This is a genomic window from Streptomyces sp. NBC_00353, from assembly GCF_036108815.1.
In the GTDB taxonomy this organism is placed as follows: Bacteria; Actinomycetota; Actinomycetes; order Streptomycetales; family Streptomycetaceae; genus Streptomyces.
On the sequence record NZ_CP107985.1, the window covers coordinates 5,755,640 to 5,770,687 of the forward strand.

Annotated in this window: 15 protein-coding genes; 8 read left to right on the forward strand and 7 right to left on the reverse strand. The window is 69.1% G+C overall.

What is annotated here, in order from left to right; translation table 11 throughout:
* Positions 1 to 134: 134 nt before the first annotated feature.
* The 4 genes from tilS (at position 135) to folE (ending at position 4,915) form a co-directional block, all read left to right on the forward strand.
* On the forward strand, positions 135 to 1,262 hold the full coding sequence (gene tilS, locus OHA88_RS26070; RefSeq protein ID WP_328627280.1) for a tRNA lysidine(34) synthetase TilS: 1,128 nt from the start codon (positions 135 to 137) through the stop codon (positions 1,260 to 1,262).
* 99 nt (positions 1,263 to 1,361) lie between these two features.
* Positions 1,362 to 1,901 (forward strand): hypoxanthine phosphoribosyltransferase, encoded by a 540-nt coding sequence (gene hpt / locus OHA88_RS26075; RefSeq protein WP_030972308.1) that lies wholly within the window; start codon positions 1,362 to 1,364, stop codon positions 1,899 to 1,901.
* A 228-nt stretch (positions 1,902 to 2,129) separates the two neighbouring features.
* Positions 2,130 to 4,166, forward strand: a complete 2,037-nt coding sequence (gene ftsH / locus OHA88_RS26080; protein ID WP_326817314.1) for an ATP-dependent zinc metalloprotease FtsH — start codon at positions 2,130 to 2,132, stop codon at positions 4,164 to 4,166.
* A gap of 143 nt (positions 4,167 to 4,309) precedes the next feature.
* Positions 4,310 to 4,915 carry a GTP cyclohydrolase I FolE gene (gene folE, locus OHA88_RS26085; protein WP_093777878.1) on the forward strand — a complete coding sequence of 202 codons (606 nt, stop codon included), beginning with the start codon at positions 4,310 to 4,312 and terminating at the stop codon, positions 4,913 to 4,915.
* Positions 4,916 to 4,977: 62 nt separating this feature from the next.
* On the opposite strand, the gene OHA88_RS26090 is transcribed toward folE, so the two are convergent.
* From OHA88_RS26090 to OHA88_RS26115, 6 genes are all read right to left on the reverse strand, one after another.
* Entirely contained in the window at positions 4,978 to 5,460 is a 483-nt protein-coding gene (locus OHA88_RS26090) for a DUF3180 domain-containing protein (RefSeq protein ID WP_328627281.1), read from the reverse strand.
* A 96-nt stretch (positions 5,461 to 5,556) separates the two neighbouring features.
* Positions 5,557 to 6,168: a 2-amino-4-hydroxy-6-hydroxymethyldihydropteridine diphosphokinase gene (gene folK / locus OHA88_RS26095; protein ID WP_326604472.1), complete on the reverse strand. Its 612-nt coding sequence runs from the start codon at positions 6,166 to 6,168 to the stop codon at positions 5,557 to 5,559.
* Positions 6,165 to 6,524, reverse strand: coding sequence for a dihydroneopterin aldolase (gene folB / locus OHA88_RS26100; RefSeq protein ID WP_030972318.1), 360 nt, complete (start codon positions 6,522 to 6,524; stop codon positions 6,165 to 6,167). Before folB ends, folK begins: the two co-directional genes overlap by 4 nt.
* A gap of 191 nt (positions 6,525 to 6,715) precedes the next feature.
* Positions 6,716 to 7,198 (reverse strand): nuclear transport factor 2 family protein, encoded by a 483-nt coding sequence (locus OHA88_RS26105; protein ID WP_267004503.1) that lies wholly within the window; start codon positions 7,196 to 7,198, stop codon positions 6,716 to 6,718.
* Positions 7,195 to 8,055 carry a dihydropteroate synthase gene (gene folP, locus OHA88_RS26110; protein WP_443044292.1) on the reverse strand — a complete coding sequence of 287 codons (861 nt, stop codon included), beginning with the start codon at positions 8,053 to 8,055 and terminating at the stop codon, positions 7,195 to 7,197. Before folP ends, OHA88_RS26105 begins: the two co-directional genes overlap by 4 nt.
* Before the next feature lie 30 nt (positions 8,056 to 8,085).
* Positions 8,086 to 9,927 carry a phosphatidylglycerol lysyltransferase domain-containing protein gene (locus OHA88_RS26115; RefSeq protein ID WP_328627282.1) on the reverse strand — a complete coding sequence of 614 codons (1,842 nt, stop codon included), beginning with the start codon at positions 9,925 to 9,927 and terminating at the stop codon, positions 8,086 to 8,088.
* A gap of 139 nt (positions 9,928 to 10,066) precedes the next feature.
* On the opposite strand from OHA88_RS26115, the gene OHA88_RS26120 reads away from it, so the two are divergent.
* On the forward strand, positions 10,067 to 11,188 hold the full coding sequence (locus tag OHA88_RS26120) for an alpha/beta hydrolase (protein WP_328627283.1): 1,122 nt from the start codon (positions 10,067 to 10,069) through the stop codon (positions 11,186 to 11,188).
* A 15-nt stretch (positions 11,189 to 11,203) separates the two neighbouring features.
* Here the strand turns inward: OHA88_RS26120 and OHA88_RS26125 are convergent, their stop codons facing one another.
* On the reverse strand, positions 11,204 to 12,391 hold the full coding sequence (locus tag OHA88_RS26125) for an ABC transporter ATP-binding protein (protein ID WP_328627284.1): 1,188 nt from the start codon (positions 12,389 to 12,391) through the stop codon (positions 11,204 to 11,206).
* A gap of 131 nt (positions 12,392 to 12,522) precedes the next feature.
* Here OHA88_RS26125 and OHA88_RS26130 point away from each other — a divergent pair, with 131 nt between their 5' ends.
* The 3 genes from OHA88_RS26130 to OHA88_RS26140 all read left to right on the forward strand — a co-directional run bounded on the left by OHA88_RS26130 (position 12,523) and on the right by OHA88_RS26140 (position 14,960).
* Entirely contained in the window at positions 12,523 to 13,236 is a 714-nt protein-coding gene (locus tag OHA88_RS26130; protein WP_328627285.1) for an ABC transporter permease, read from the forward strand.
* Positions 13,237 to 13,239: 3 nt separating this feature from the next.
* Positions 13,240 to 13,914: an ABC transporter permease gene (locus tag OHA88_RS26135; protein ID WP_326604466.1), complete on the forward strand. Its 675-nt coding sequence runs from the start codon at positions 13,240 to 13,242 to the stop codon at positions 13,912 to 13,914.
* Positions 13,915 to 13,982: 68 nt separating this feature from the next.
* Positions 13,983 to 14,960 carry an ABC transporter substrate-binding protein gene (locus OHA88_RS26140; RefSeq protein ID WP_328627286.1) on the forward strand — a complete coding sequence of 326 codons (978 nt, stop codon included), beginning with the start codon at positions 13,983 to 13,985 and terminating at the stop codon, positions 14,958 to 14,960.
* Positions 14,961 to 15,048 lie beyond the last annotated feature (88 nt).

Here is a 15,048-nt window from a genome sequence, read left to right on the forward strand (position 1 = left end):
CGTAGGGGCATGGAAAGGCGTGCAATGCTCGATGGACGGCCCGGCTCTGTCACCATCGACGCACTCTGAGTGACGGCACTTGTCCGTGCCGACGCTTCGAAGCAGCCCCCAAAACTTCACGAAGGGCACCGGACATGGGTCCCCATCCTGCGGTCGCGGCGATACGCCTGGCGGTCCGCCGCGTACTCCACGACGTACTCAACGAATTCGCCGAACGCACCGATCACAACGGAAACACCGCACACATCGCACATGGCGAACGCGCCTCGCGCCCCGAGTTCGCCGAAGCCGGCACGGGCAGGTGCGGCGCCGCACTTCCCGACCGTCCCGCGCTCCCCGAACGGCCCGACACCCCGCTGGTGCTGGTCGCCTGTTCCGGCGGCGCCGACTCCATGGCGCTCGCCTCCGCCCTCGCCTTCGAGGCCCGCAAGCTGGCCGTCCGGGCCGGCGGCATCACCGTCGACCACAACCTCCAGGACGGGTCCGACGTCCGCGCCGCGGAGGTCGTCGCCCGGCTCAGGGACATGCACCTCGACCCGGTCGAGGCCGTCGCCGTGCACGTCGGCAGCGAGGGCGGTCCCGAGGCAGCCGCCCGTGACGCCCGCTACGCCGCCCTGGACGCGGCGGCCGAGCGGCACGGTGCCGCCGCGGTGCTGCTCGGCCACACCCGCGACGACCAGGCGGAGACGGTCCTGCTCGGCCTCGCCCGCGGCTCCGGTATCCGCTCGCTCTCCGGCATGGCCGCCGCATCCGGTCCGGCCGGCCGCTACCGCCGCCCCTTCCTCCAGCTCGACCGGCAGACCGCCCGCAAGGCCTGCCTCGTCCAGTCCCTGCCCGTCTGGGACGACCCGCACAACATCGACCCCGCCTACACCCGCTCCCGGCTGCGTCACGAGGGCCTGCCCGCCCTGGAGAAGGCCCTCGGCAAAGGCGTCGTCGGGGCCCTGGCCCGTACCGCGCAGCTCTCCCGCGACGACGCCGACGCCCTGGACACCTGGGCCGCCGAGGCCGACTCCGCCGTCCGCGACGACGCCGGGCAGCTGGAGTGCGCCAAGCTGTACGCGCTGCCGCCCGCCGTCCGCCGCCGGGTACTGCGCCGTGCGGCCGTGGAGGCGGGCGCTCCGGCCGGTTCGCTGTTCGCCCGGCACATCGAAGAAGTCGACCGGCTGATCACCGGCTGGCGCGGCCAGCAGGCCATCAACCTCCCCGGCCGAGTCGAAGCCCGGCGCCAGGGTGGCAGACTGGTGATTCGGCAGAGCTGACGCACAAGCGGCTGACATGCAGGCGAGCGGCCGCGCAGGTCCGGGACACCACTCCGGGCCGGGCAGGCAGAGAAAGAGACGCGGGTGAACGAGAAGGACATGGGCACCGACCTTCAGGCGGTGCTCCTCACCAAGGAAGAGATCGACGCAAAGCTCGTCGAGCTGGCCGCGAAGATCGACGCGGAGTACGCGGGCAAGGACCTGCTCATCGTCGGCGTCCTCAAGGGCGCAGTGATGGTGATGGCGGACCTGGCGCGCGCGCTGTCCACCCCCGTCACCATGGACTGGATGGCTGTCTCGTCGTACGGCGCGGGCACCCAGTCGTCCGGTGTCGTCCGGATCCTCAAGGACCTGGACACCGACATCAAGGGCAAGCACGTCCTGATCGTCGAGGACATCATCGACTCGGGTCTGACGCTGTCCTGGCTGATGTCGAACCTGGGCTCGCGTGAGCCCGCCAGCCTGGAGATCTGCACCCTGCTGCGCAAGCCGGACGCGGCGAAGGTCGCGCTCGACTGCAAGTGGGTCGGCTTCGACATCCCCAACGAGTTCGTCGTCGGTTACGGCCTGGACTACGCGGAGAAGTACCGCAACCTGCCGTTCGTCGGGACGCTCGCCCCGCACGTCTACGGCGGCTGACCGGCCGCAACCCCTCCTTCCCGGGCCCGCATCCGACGCGGGCGGGCTGCCGGGGAACGCTTGACCGCCGCTCGGCGTTGAAGCCTTCGAAGGCACGTTTGACAGACGTCCTCGGCGGTCACGGGTGACAATGCTGGGGTACCGTCCGAAGAACAGTCTTTTCTCACAGCAGCATTCAGCAGCATTTACCTACGGGCAGGAGGGACGGGGCGACTTCGCTCCGTATGGATGGACGTGAAGCGATACTTCCGTGGGCCGGTCATGTGGATCGTGCTGGCCGTCCTCGCCGTGGTCGTGCTGATGCAGGTCGTCGGCTCGTCGGGCGGCTACAAGACGGTGGACACCGGCAAGGTGATCCAGGCGATCAGCAAGGACCAGGTGGAGCAGGCCAAGCTGACCACCGGTGACGAACAGATCCTCAAGATTGAGCTGAAGGACGGCCAGAAGCTCCCGGGCGAGTCCGGCAGCAAGTTCCAGGCGAGCTACATCGGTGACCAAGGTGTCCAGCTTGCCGACACACTGCAGAAGAAGTTCGAGAGCGGTGACATCGAGAAGGGTTACACCGTCTCGCCGTCGAAGCAGTCGCCGTTCATCTCGATCCTTCTCTCGCTGCTGCCCTTCGTCCTGATCGTGGTCGTCTTCCTGTTCCTGATGAATCAGATGCAGGGTGGCGGCTCCAAGGTCATGCAGTTCGGCAAGTCCAAGGCCAAGCTGATCACCAAGGACACCCCGAAGACGACGTTCGCCGATGTGGCGGGGTCCGACGAGGCGGTCGAGGAACTCCACGAGATCAAGGAGTTCCTCCAGGAGCCGGCGAAGTTCCAGGCAGTCGGGGCCAAGATCCCCAAGGGCGTCCTGCTGTACGGGCCTCCCGGTACGGGCAAGACGCTGCTCGCACGCGCCGTCGCGGGCGAGGCGGGCGTCCCGTTCTACTCGATCTCCGGTTCCGACTTCGTCGAGATGTTCGTCGGTGTCGGTGCCTCCCGGGTACGTGACCTGTTCGAGCAGGCCAAGGCGAACGCCCCGGCGATCGTCTTCGTCGACGAGATCGACGCCGTCGGCCGGCACCGCGGTGCGGGTCTCGGCGGTGGTCACGACGAGCGCGAGCAGACCCTGAACCAGCTGCTCGTCGAGATGGACGGATTCGACGTGAAGGGCGGCGTGATCCTGATCGCCGCCACGAACCGGCCGGACATCCTCGACCCGGCGCTGCTGCGTCCGGGCCGCTTCGACCGGCAGATCGCGGTCGACCGGCCGGACATGCAGGGCCGTCTCGAGATCCTCAAGGTGCACCAGAAGGGCAAGCCGGTCGCCCCGGACGTCGATCTCGGCGCCGTGGCCCGTCGTACGCCCGGCTTCACCGGTGCCGACCTGTCGAACGTGCTGAACGAAGCGGCGCTCCTCACGGCGCGCAGCAACCTGAAGCTGATCGACAACGAAATGCTGGACGAGGCGATCGACCGCGTCGTGGCCGGCCCGCAGAAGCGGACCCGGATCATGTCCGACAAGGAGAAGAAGATCACCGCGTACCACGAGGGCGGACACGCCCTGGTCGCGGCGGCTTCGCCGAACTCGGACCCGGTGCACAAGATCACGATCCTCTCCCGCGGCCGCGCCCTCGGTTACACGATGGTGCTGCCCGAGGAGGACAAGTACTCCACGACGCGCAACGAGATGCTCGACCAGCTTGCCTACATGCTGGGCGGGCGCGCGGCCGAGGAGCTGGTCTTCCACGACCCGACCACCGGCGCTGCGAACGACATCGAGAAGGCCAGTGCCACGGCCCGCGCGATGGTCACGCAGTACGGCATGACGGAGCGGCTCGGCGCGATCAAGTTCGGCGGCGACAACACCGAGCCCTTCCTGGGCCGGGAGATGGGCCACCAGCGCGACTACTCGGAAGAGGTCGCGGCGCTCGTCGACGAAGAGGTCAAGAAGCTCATCGAGACGGCGCACAACGAGGCCTGGGAGATCCTCGTCGAGAACCGCGACGTTCTCGACAACCTGGTCCTCCAGCTGCTGGAGAAGGAGACCCTCGGCAAGGAGCAGATCGCCGAGATCTTCGCCGGAATCGTGAAGCGTCCGGCTCGCCCGGCGTGGACCGGCTCCGCACGGCGTACGCCGTCGACGCGGCCTCCGGTGCTCTCGCCGAAGGAGCTCGCTCTCACCAACGGCGTCACCACGGCCAACGGGTCGACGCCGACGGACACCGCCTCGGCCGCTCCGGCCACCGAGGCGATCCCGGAGGAGCGTCCGGAGAGCTAGTACGGACCCGGTGTGGCCCCCGTCACGGGGCTCCACCGACCCGGAATGGATGCCGTGCCCCCCAGGTTTTAGCCTGGGGGGCACGGCTTTTTGGTATGCCCGCGCGATGCCGCGCAGGTGACAGCTGAAGGAACGAGGCACAGATGACCGACCCGGTAACGCTGGACGGCCAGGGTTCGATCGGTGAGTTCGACGAGAAGCGGGCCGAGGCCGCGGTGCGTGAGCTTCTCATCGCCGTCGGGGAGGACCCGGACCGGGAGGGGCTGCGGGAGACACCGGGACGGGTGGCGCGGGCGTACAAGGAGATATTCGCGGGCCTGCACCAGGCGCCCGAGGACGTCCTGACGACCACGTTCGACCTCGGTCACGACGAGATGGTGCTGGTCAAGGACATCGAGGTGTTCTCGACCTGTGAGCACCACCTGGTGCCGTTCCGGGGGGTCGCGCACGTCGGGTACATCCCGGCGACCACCGGAAAGATCACCGGTCTGTCGAAGCTGGCCCGGCTGGTCGACGTCTACGCCCGACGCCCGCAGGTCCAGGAGCGGCTCACCACGCAGATCGCCGACTCGCTGATGAGGATCCTGGAGCCGCGCGGAGCCATCGTCGTCGTCGAGTGCGAGCACATGTGCATGTCGATGCGCGGGATCCGCAAGCCGGGCGCGAAGACGCTGACCTCGGCGGTACGCGGCCAGCTGCGCGACCCCGCCACGCGCGCGGAGGCAATGAGCCTGATCATGGCGCGCTGAGGGCCGGTTGCGGTGCCGGTGCTGCCGTGGGTGGTGCCGGTGTGCCGGACGGGCACGGCGCGTCAGGCGGAAGCGGCGCTCTTGTCGTCGTCCTTGTCGTCCGGGAGCTTGCAGACGCGCTCCAGGAACAGGGCGGCGGCAATCACTCCGATGCCCGCCAGCACCGCCAAGCCGGCGTAGATCGCCTGGTCGCGGCGGGCAGGAACGTCGAGCGAGCCGAGCAGGAAGACTCCCACGCCGCCGTACAGGCCGGCGACCAGTGAGACGACCAGGGCGCTGGCCTGGCCGAACACCACGGCGCGGGCCGCCATCAGCGGCTCGACGCCCTTCGCGCCCGGGCGGCGCTCACGCTGGGCGCGCAGCCGGGAGCGGATGGAGAGCGCCGTCGCGAGCAGGATGACGGCGATCACCGCGAGCACGACGGGTGCGGCGAGAGGCACGCTCGGCAGCGTGTCGAGCGAGTCCCAGAGGCGGGCACCGCCCCAGGACAGCACGCCTGCCGCGACGAAGATTCCGGCCAGTACCCCGAGCCGTAGTTGCCTCACCGCGAGAGCCGCCCTTCGCCGCCGGTCGACCGATCGTCGGTCTCTGTGTCCGTCTGTCTGTTCTGTGCCGTTGCCAGCCTGCCCTGAGCCTAACGACTACTCGGGCAGGCGGAGTTCCAGATCGGGCCGGGGCTGTATGCCCTCGCGTCCGACGCCGTTGAGCAGGTCGGCGACCGGACCGCGGCCGGGCAGCTGGGCCTCGGGGTCGATGTCGTGCCACGGGGCGAGGACGAAGGCGCGCTCATGGGCCCGGGGGTGGGGGAGGGTGAGGACCGGGTCGTCGGAGACGACGTCCGCGTACGCCACGATGTCGACGTCGATGGTGCGCGGGCCCCAGCGCTCCTCACGGACCCTCTCGAAGGCTTCCTCGATGGCCTGGCCGCGCTCCAGGAGGGAGGACGGGGGAAGCGTCGTCTTCACGACGATCACCGCGTTGAAGTACGACGGCTGGGAGCCGGGGGCGACGCCCCAGGGCTCCGTCTCGTACACCGGGGAGACCGCCTTGACCCGGAGGCCGGGGGTGTCCTCCAGCGCGTCGATGGCGCCCTGCAGGGTCTCCAGCCGGTTGCCGAGGTTGGAGCCGAGGGAGAGCACGGCTCGTTTGGGGTTCGAGAGAGTGATGTCCGCGGCGTCCACCTGCTCGACCACGGAGGCGGGAACCGGCTGTACGGTCGGGTCGCTCTGCCCCTCGGTAGAAAATGCAGTCATGCTCGGCTCCGGGTGATGGTGATGGTCACATCGTCGAACGGAACGGTGATCGGCGCATCCGGCTTGTGGACGACGACCTCCACCTCCTCGACACCTTCGTGGCCCAGGCATTTCTGGGCGATGCGTTCCGCGAGTGTTTCGATCAGATCGACCGGGTCTCCCTGCACGATCTCGACGACTTCCTCCGCGACCACGCCGTAGTGCACGGTCTTCGTCAGGTCGTCGGCGGCTGCCGCGGGACGGGTGTCGAGGCTGAGTACCAGGTCCACGATGAAGGTCTGGCCCTCTTCCCGCTCCCGCGGAAAGACACCATGGTTCCCACGGGCCCTGAGGCCGCGCAGCGCGACACGATCCACGCGAATCACTCCTGCTGTCGTTGGTCGTAGAGGCCCGGGGCCGCGTGCGGGCGGCGAGGTGCCCTCATTCGAATCTACCTGCGAGCACCGACAGTGCTCGCCCGCGGGGCTATGGACGAGGCCGTGCAGGGCTGGTAGCCGCCTCCCTTACCCGCGGTCCCGGATTCCATTCCCTTCGGAGGCATACCCGCTCAGGAGGGCGTGTCCTCGTCGTCGTCTTCATCGGAGTCGGCGAGCACCGGCGACCCGTGGTGGGACCACAGCTTCCAGCCGTCCACGGTGCGGCGGAACACATTGGTGGCGACGACGAGTTGGCCGACCAGCGGCCCGAGCTCGCCGCCGTCCTCCGCCGGGCCGCCGCTGAGGATGTTCTCGGTGCAGGTCACCAGGGCCGTGTCACCGGTCATCGAGACCCCGACATCGGTCAGGAAGAACTGGATGTACTCGGTGTTCGCCATGATCAGCGCATAGCTGCGCAGCACCTCGCCGCGGCCGCTGAGCACCGGCCAGCCGGGGTGGACGCAGGAGATGGTGAGGTCCTCGCCGGGCAGCCAGAGCCCGGAGAGCTCGTCCAGATCGCCGCGTTCCATCGCCTCGTAGAAAGCGGTGTTGGCCTGCTCGACCGCCGCGATGTCGGCGGCGGCCTCCGCCTGGTCGTCGTGGCGCTCGCTCACGCGGCTCCCTCGACGGCGCGGGCGACCCGTACGGCGTCGGCGGTGGCCCGGACCTCGTGGACCCTGACCGCCCAGGCGCCCGCCCGGGCGGACAGGGCGGAGATCGCGGCGGTGGCCGCGTCGCGTTCGCGGGCGGGCGGCGGGGCGGCGCCCTCGCGGGCCAGCACATGGCCGAGGAACCGCTTGCGGGAGGCGGCGACCAGCAGCGGACGGCCGAGGGCGCGCAGCTCGTCGAGGTGGGCGACGAGGGCGAGGTCGTGGGCGGCGTCCTTGGCGAAGCCGAGGCCCGGGTCGACCACGATCCGTTCGGGGGCGACACCGCCCGCGACCACGGCGTCCATCCGCATCCGCAGCTCCGCGACGACCTCGGCGACGACGTCCTCGTACACCGCGCGGCTGTTCATGGACTCGCTGAAGCCGCGCCAGTGCATGACGACGAACGGCGTGCCGGACGCGGCGACGACCGGGATCATGTCCGGGTCGGCGAGCCCGCCGCTCACATCGTTGACCAGGGTCGCACCGGCGGAGACGGCCTGTTCGGCGACGCGCGCCCGCATGGTGTCCACGGAGATCGTGACGCCTTCCCGGGCCAGCTCCCGGACGACCGGGACCACGCGCCGCAGCTCCTCGGACTCGTCCACCCGGCTGGCGCCGGGGCGGGTCGACTCGCCACCGACATCGACCAGGTCGGCGCCCTCGGCGACCAGGTCGAGGCCGTGCTTGATCGCAGCCGTGGTGTCGAACCAGCGGCCCCCGTCGGAGAAGGAGTCCGGGGTCACATTGACGACGCCCATGACCGCACAGCGGTCCCACTCCGGCAGGCCTTGGACCGTGCCTCGTCCACGCAACGTACTCATGCGACCAGCGTAGGCCCGTACCGAGCAGTGTTATGCCGTGCGGGCACCGTGCTCCTGGCCGACGGCCGGTGCGTGGGCGCAGGGGAGGGGCCGGGCGGACGCGAAGCGGCGGGCGAACGGACGGGGCAGTCCGACGTTGACGAAGCCCTCGGCCTGCATTGCGGCGAACGAGATCCGGGGCAGGTCGCGGCTGGTGCGGTAGACGACGAAGCGGGGCTCCCAGCGGGGCCGGAACTTGGCGTTGAACTTGTACAGCGACTCGATCTGGAACCAGCGCGACAGGAAGATCAGCAGGCCGCGCCAGCCCCGGAGCACCGGGCCCGCACCCAGTCGCTCGCCGCGGGCCAGCGCCGAGCGGAACATCGCGAAGTTCAGCGAGATGCGCTCGATGCCGAGCCGGGGCGCGTCCTGGAGGGAGGCGACGATCAGCAGCTCGTTCATGCCGGGGTCGGCGGAGCGGTCGCGGCGCATGAGCTCCAGGGACATGCCGTCCGTACCCCACGGGACGAAGTGGATCACGGCCTTCAGGTCGCCGTACGGGGAGTCGGCGGTGCGCTCGTCGGTCTTGTGGGCGGTGGCGATGACGCAGTCGCCGTCGGCCGGGTCGCCGATCCGGCCGAGCGCCATGGAGAAGCCGCGCTCGGTGTCCGTGCCGCGCCAGTCGGCGGCGGCCCGCCGGATGCGGGCCAGCTCTGTCTCGCCGATGTCGCGGACGCGCCGGACGCGGGTCTCGTAACCGGCCCGCTCAATGCGCTTCACCATCTGGCGTACGTTGCGCATCGCGCGACCGGCGAGGGAGAAATCCGCGACATCCACCACCGCCTCGTCACCGAGCTCCAGGGCGTCGAGCCCGGTCTCGCGGGTCCAGACCTCGCCGCCGGTCTCGCTGCAGCCCATCACCGCGGGCGTCCAGGAGTGCGCCTTGGCCTCGTCCATGAACCGCTCGATGGCGCCCGGCCAGGCTTCCACGTCGCCGATCGGGTCGCCGCTGGCCAGCATCACGCCGGACACGACGCGGTAGCAGACGGCGGCCTTGCCGCTGGGGGAGAAGACGACGCCCTTGTCGCGGCGGAGTGCGAAGTGGCCGAGCGAGTCGCGGCCGCCGTGCTTGTCGAGGAGGGCGCGCAGCCGGACCTCGTCCTCCGCGGTGAGGCGGGCGGCCGGATGTTCGGGGCGGAACGCGAGATAGATGGTGGTGACGGCGGTCAGCAGACCGAGTGCGCCGAGCGAGTACGCCACGGTCGAGGAGGTCACCCCGGCGTACTCGACGGGACCCTCGAAGCCGAACATTCCGTACAGGACGTGCTGGAGCCGGTCGGCGATGGAGGGGTTCCCGACGACCCGGCCTGGGTGGACGGAGACGATGACCAGCCCCAGTCCGAGCGAACCCGCCCCGAGGAGAACGAAGTTGGCCAGTGCCCACCAACGGCTCCGCGGGTCGGGGAGTGCGGTGAATTCATTCCGGTGGCGGACCAGCAGGTAGCACAGCGCCAGTGAGACGACGGTGCCGATGACCGAGTGCCGGTAGGCGAACTGCGCGGCCGCACCGGCCGGCAGGAGGGCCACGGCGGCGCGCCAGGCCCGCCGCTTGCGCCGCTTGAGGCCGTGTGCGAGGAGCAGCAGCAGCACTCCCGCGCTCAGCGACAGCGCGGCGGCGAAGGGGCCGAGGGCCCCGGGGAGCACTTCGGCGAGCGTGTGCATCCGGCTGTGCCTGAAGCGTGGGAACACGCCTGCGGCGACGTCGATCAGGCCGACGAACGTGCAGGCGGTGCCGACGAGCGCCGGAACGGCCTCCGGGCGCGGTCCGCGTACGAGCTTGCGTACAGCACGCGGAACCAAACCCGATTTATCCCCATCTAGCGTGACAGACATCGCTTCCCGTGGCTCCGCGAGAGATTCCTGAGTCCGTCGGCCGAAGCGCCCCGGACGATGTGCGACCTCTAGGACGAGGCTTCCGGGCAGCGGGTTCACCCGCATCCCGGAAATTTCCTGACAAGAAAGCTCACCCACTATGGGGCTCACCAGTAAGGCAGTTCTGGCCCTGGCCATCGGGCTGGCTGTCGTCCTGTTCGCCGCCACGGTCTGTTTTTGGCCGCGGCTCGCCCGCCGCGGTGTGTCCGCGGTGTTCGGCCGGGTCGGCCTGTTGCTGGCCACCCAGGTGATGCTCTTCGCATCGGTTGGCCTGCTGGCAAACAACTCCTTTCAGTTCTACGGCTCCTGGGCCGATTTCTTCGGCCGGCAGCAGGAACCGGGCGTGGTGGCGGACGGTGCCACCGGGGCGTCGGCATCGCAGAACATCGTCCGGGTCGGGATGGAACGGCCCGATGTCCCGGGCGAATCGCGGACCACGGCCGTCGGCCGGATCGACAAGGTGGTCGTCGCGGGACGGCGGTCGGGAATCGAGAGCTCGGCGTATGTGTATCTGCCGCCGGAGTACTTCCAGCCCGAGTACGCCCGCCGGACGTTCCCCGCGGTCGTCGTCCTCACCGGCTACCCGGGTACCTCGGAGAACCTCCTGAAGGGTCTTCAGTACCCGCGGACGGCACTCGATCGGGTGAGAGCCGGCCGGGCGCAACCGATGATTCTGGTGATGCTGAGGCCGACGGTCGCGCCGCCGAGGGACACCGAGTGCGTGAACATAAAGGGTGGTCCCCAGACCGAGACGTTCTTCGCGAAGGACCTGCCGCAGGCGGTCTCGGACGCGTACCGGATCGGGAAGCGGGCACGGAACTGGGGCATCATCGGCAACTCGACCGGTGGCTACTGCGCGCTGAAGATCGGCCTGCACCACCCGGACAGGTTCTCGGCCAGCGCCGGTCTGTCCGCGTACTACAGGGCGGCCGAGGACCCGACGACCGGTGATCTCTTCCACGGGAGCCGGCAGGCCCGTGAGCGCGCCGATCTGCTGTGGAGCCTGGACCATCTGCCGCAGCCCGACTCGTCCTTCCTGGTGACCACGTCGCGGCACGGCGAGGGGAACTACTGGGGTACGCGGCACTTCATGGCGAAGGTGAAGGCACCCGCGCAGGTGTCGTCGATCGTGCTGGACAGTGGCGGGCACAACTTCAACACGTGGCGGCGGGAGATCCCTTCGGCGCTGGAGTGGATGAGCAGCCGGCTGAGTGAGAACTGAGCGTTCGTCGCCGGCTCAGCGAGTGCCGGTCCTGGCGACGGTCGCCACGGTTTCCACAGCCACCTCGGCGCGGGGCACGTCCTGGGCGTCCGCGTCGATCGAGCGGCGCAGCGCTTCATGGAGACGAGCCGGGGTGAGCACCCCGAGGAACCGGCCGGTGCTCTCCTTGTCGATGACCGCTATCCAGCCCGCGTCGTGCTGGAGCATGGTGGCGAACGCCTGCTTGAGCGGGGCGCCGACGGGGAGCCAGGCCTCCATGCGGCGGGCGTGTTCACGGACCGTGCCCCTGGCCTCGGTGGGGGCGGTGCCCGCCGGGATCCAGCCGTGCAGTTTGTCGTCGCGGTCCAGGACTACGGCCCAGCGCGCGCCTTCCGCGCGCAGCCGCTCGGTCGCCCGGGAGAGCGGGTCGTCCAGATGCACGACGGGAGGCTGGTCGAGGTCGCTCTCCTCGATGGGGGTGACGGAGAGCCGCTTGAGACCGCGGTCCGCGCCGACGAAGTCCGCGACGTACGGGGTGGCGGGTGCGCCGAGTACGGTCGCCGGGGAGTCGAACTGCTCGATGGAGCCCTGTCCGTAGACGGCGATCCGGTCGCCGAGCCGGACGGCTTCCTCGATGTCGTGGGTGACGAAGAGAACGGTTTTGCGGACCTGCGCCTGAAGCCTGAGGAATTCGTTCTGCAGGCGTTCACGGACGACCGGGTCGACCGCGCCGAAAGGTTCGTCCATCAGCAGTACCGGCGGATCCGCGGCCAGTGCCCTTGCCACTCCGACGCGTTGGCGCTGACCGCCGGAGAGCTGGTCCGGATATCGGTCACCGTAAACGGACGGATCGAGTCCCACGAGGTCGAGGAGTTCGGCGGCGCGCTCCCGGCCCTTTCCCCGTTTCCAGCCCAGGAGATGGGGAACGGTCGCCGTGTTTTCCAGCACCGTCTTGTGCGGGAAGAGACCGACCTGCTGGATCACATAGCCGATACGGCGGCGCAGTCGGACGGGGTCGATGGCGGATATGTCGTCCCCGTCGAGGAATATCCGGCCCTCGGTCGGTTCGATCAGCCGGTTCACCATCTTCATGGTGGTGGTCTTGCCGCAGCCCGACGGCCCCACGAGCGTGACCAGTTCACCCTCGGCCACGTCGAAGGAGAGATCGTCGACGGCGGTCGTGCCGTCCGCGTACCGCTTGGTGACGTGCTCGAATCGGATCATGGTTCCCCATTGTGGCGCGTGTTCTGTGAAGGACATGTTGCTGGAATACAACGGCCTCGGCGATTGTCAGTGGTCGAGGATAGGGTCGCCAGACATCGGTCCGACACGGCAAACGGGAGGTGGGGGGACGGATGGCCGGACAGAACTGCCTGGTGGCGAACGACTGGATCTGTGGGGAGTATCTCCGCTCCCGCAGCCAGGAGTTGACCGATGCGACCGTCCAGCACGTCTGGATCACCGTGGTATCGGTGGTGATCGGACTCCTGGTGGCATTTCCGCTGGCGCTGCTCGCGCGCCGCAGCCGGCGGCTGGCGGGACCGGTGCTCGGACTGACGACGGTGCTCTACACCGTGCCTTCGCTGGCGATGTTCTCGCTGCTGCTGCCGCTGTTCGGACTTTCCGCCGCGCTGGTCGTCACCGGCCTTGTGCTGTATTCGCTGACCATTCTCGTACGGAACATCCTGGCCGGGCTCGAAGCGGTGCCGCAGGAGGCGAAGGAAGCCGCGAAGGGCATGGGGTACGGGCCGGGGAGACTGTTGTGGGAGGTCGAACTCCCGCTGGCGCTGCCCGCGTTGATGGCCGGGGTCCGGATCGCCACGGTATCCACGATCGCACTGACGACCGTCGGATCGATCGTGGGCCGAGGCGGCCTCGGCAACCTCATCGAGGATGCCCTGCCGAGCTTCTTCAAGGCGCAGGTGCTCACCGCGTCGGTGCTCTGCGTCCTGCTCGCGGTGGTCGCCGACCTGCTGCTGCTCGGGGTGCAGCGGCTGCTGACGCCCTGGACCCGGATACCGAGGGCCCGCGACGCCGTGGGCACGGGCGCTACGGCAGAGGCGGTCTGACGCATGGGAGTTCTCGGAGAGGCCTGGACCTGGCTGACCACCGGCGCCAACTGGTCGGGGGAGAGCGGGGCGGGTCACCGGCTCGGCGAGCATCTTTACGTCAGCGGGGTGTCGCTCGCGCTGGCCTGCGTGATCGCGCTGCCGTTGGCCCTGTATCTGGGGCACATCGGGAAGGGGGGCGCGCTGGCCGTCAACATCTCCAATGTGGGGCGGGCGATCCCGGTCTTCGCGGTGCTGGCCCTGTTCATGGTGTCGCCGCTGCGCAACGCCGGATATGTGCCGACGGTCATCGCGCTGGTGCTGTTCGCCGTGCCGCCGCTGCTGACCAACGCCTATGTCGGGATGGCGGAGGTGGACCGGTCGGTGGCGGAGGCGGCGCGAGGCATGGGGATGTCCGGCGGCCAGCTCTTCGTACGGGTCGAGCTCCCGCTGGCCTATCCGATGATCATGACCGGCCTGCGCTCGGCGGCGGTCCAGGTCGTCGCCACGGCCACGATCGCCGCGATGGTCGGCCAGGGCGGTCTCGGCCGGATCATCACCGCCGGATTCAACACGTACAACACACCGCAGGTGGTCGCGGGCGCGCTGCTCGTCGCCGTGCTCGCCCTGCTCGTCGAGGCGGTGCTGGTGGGGCTGGACCGGGCCCTGTCGCCGCTCCGCCGCCGGCGGACCGCCTGATCAGCTGATCCCATTCATATGCCCAACGCACCTCGCAAACAGCCCTGTTGCTGTGGACGGAGAACAACATGAGCAAGACCTCGCGCATAGCGGGCGCGGTCATCGGCATGGTCGTGCTGGCCGGCTCGCTCGCAGCCTGCGGCGGCGACAGCCTGGAGAAGGACAAGGGTGGTTCCGCCGCGTCCGGTGATTCCGGGAAGAAGGGCTCACTCGTCGTCGGCGCCGCCGCCTTCACCGAGTCCAAGGTGGTCGCAGAGCTGTACGCGCAGATTCTCGGCGACGCCGGATACAGCACCTCGGTCACCACCGTGAAGAACCGGGAACTGTACGAGCCGTCCCTGGAGAAGGGCGAGATCGACGTTGTACCGGAATACGCCGCGACGATCGCCGAATTCCTCAACGCCAAGGTGAACGGGGCGAAGGCGGCCGAGGAGAAGCCGGTTGCCTCCGGGGATTCGGCGGCCACCGTCGCCGCGCTGGAGAAGCTCGCCACCCCGCGCGGACTGAAGGTGCTTCCGGCCGGTGACGCCGTCGACCAGAACGCCTTCGCGGTGACCAAGGAATTCGCCGACAAGAACAAGCTGAAGACTCTTTCGGACCTCGGCGCATCCAAGCTGAGGGTGAAGATCGCGGCGGGTGACGAGTGCGAGGTGCGGCCGTTCTGCGCACCGGGTCTGAAGAAGACGTACGGCATTGATGTCACCGGTATCGACCCCAAGGGAGTCGGTACCCCGCAGGCCAAGCAGGCCGTGAAGGACGGCAAGGACCAGCTGGTCCTCACCACCACCACGGACGCGGTGCTGGACAGCTACGGCCTGGTGTTCCTGGACGACGACAAGAACCTCCAGAACGCGGACAACGTCCTTCCGGTTCTCAATGCCAAGGACGCCGGCGCACCGGACATTGCCGATGCACTCGGCAAGCTCACCAAGGTGCTCACCACGGAGGACCTCGCGGAACTGAACCGCAAGGTCGACGCCGAGCGTGCCAAGCCCGCCGATGTGGCCAAGGACTATCTGCAGTCGAAAGGCCTGATCAAGAAGTAGCAGATGACGACTTAGGAGGCCGCCGGTAAGCCCGTCAGGTAACTGCCGGGGAACAGATTGCCGGGCGGCCTCCCAAGTGACCCCTACG

Bases quoted from the DNA above. Each gene is read 5' to 3' on its own strand.
- tilS (WP_328627280.1), top strand. From the start codon at position 135: ATGGGTCCCCATCCTGCGGTCGCGGCGATACGCCTGGCGGTCCGCCGC.
- hpt (WP_030972308.1), top strand. From the start codon at position 1,362: ATGGGCACCGACCTTCAGGCGGTGCTCCTCACCAAGGAAGAGATCGAC.
- ftsH (WP_326817314.1), top strand. From the start codon at position 2,130: ATGGACGTGAAGCGATACTTCCGTGGGCCGGTCATGTGGATCGTGCTG.
- folE (WP_093777878.1), top strand. From the start codon at position 4,310: ATGACCGACCCGGTAACGCTGGACGGCCAGGGTTCGATCGGTGAGTTC.
- folK (WP_326604472.1), bottom strand. From the start codon at position 6,168: ATGACTGCATTTTCTACCGAGGGGCAGAGCGACCCGACCGTACAGCCG.
- folP (WP_443044292.1), bottom strand. From the start codon at position 8,055: ATGAGTACGTTGCGTGGACGAGGCACGGTCCAAGGCCTGCCGGAGTGG.
- OHA88_RS26115 (WP_328627282.1), bottom strand. From the start codon at position 9,927: ATGTCTGTCACGCTAGATGGGGATAAATCGGGTTTGGTTCCGCGTGCT.
- OHA88_RS26120 (WP_328627283.1), top strand. From the start codon at position 10,067: ATGGGGCTCACCAGTAAGGCAGTTCTGGCCCTGGCCATCGGGCTGGCT.
- OHA88_RS26125 (WP_328627284.1), bottom strand. From the start codon at position 12,391: ATGATCCGATTCGAGCACGTCACCAAGCGGTACGCGGACGGCACGACC.
- OHA88_RS26130 (WP_328627285.1), top strand. From the start codon at position 12,523: ATGGCCGGACAGAACTGCCTGGTGGCGAACGACTGGATCTGTGGGGAG.
- OHA88_RS26135 (WP_326604466.1), top strand. From the start codon at position 13,240: ATGGGAGTTCTCGGAGAGGCCTGGACCTGGCTGACCACCGGCGCCAAC.
- OHA88_RS26140 (WP_328627286.1), top strand. From the start codon at position 13,983: ATGAGCAAGACCTCGCGCATAGCGGGCGCGGTCATCGGCATGGTCGTG.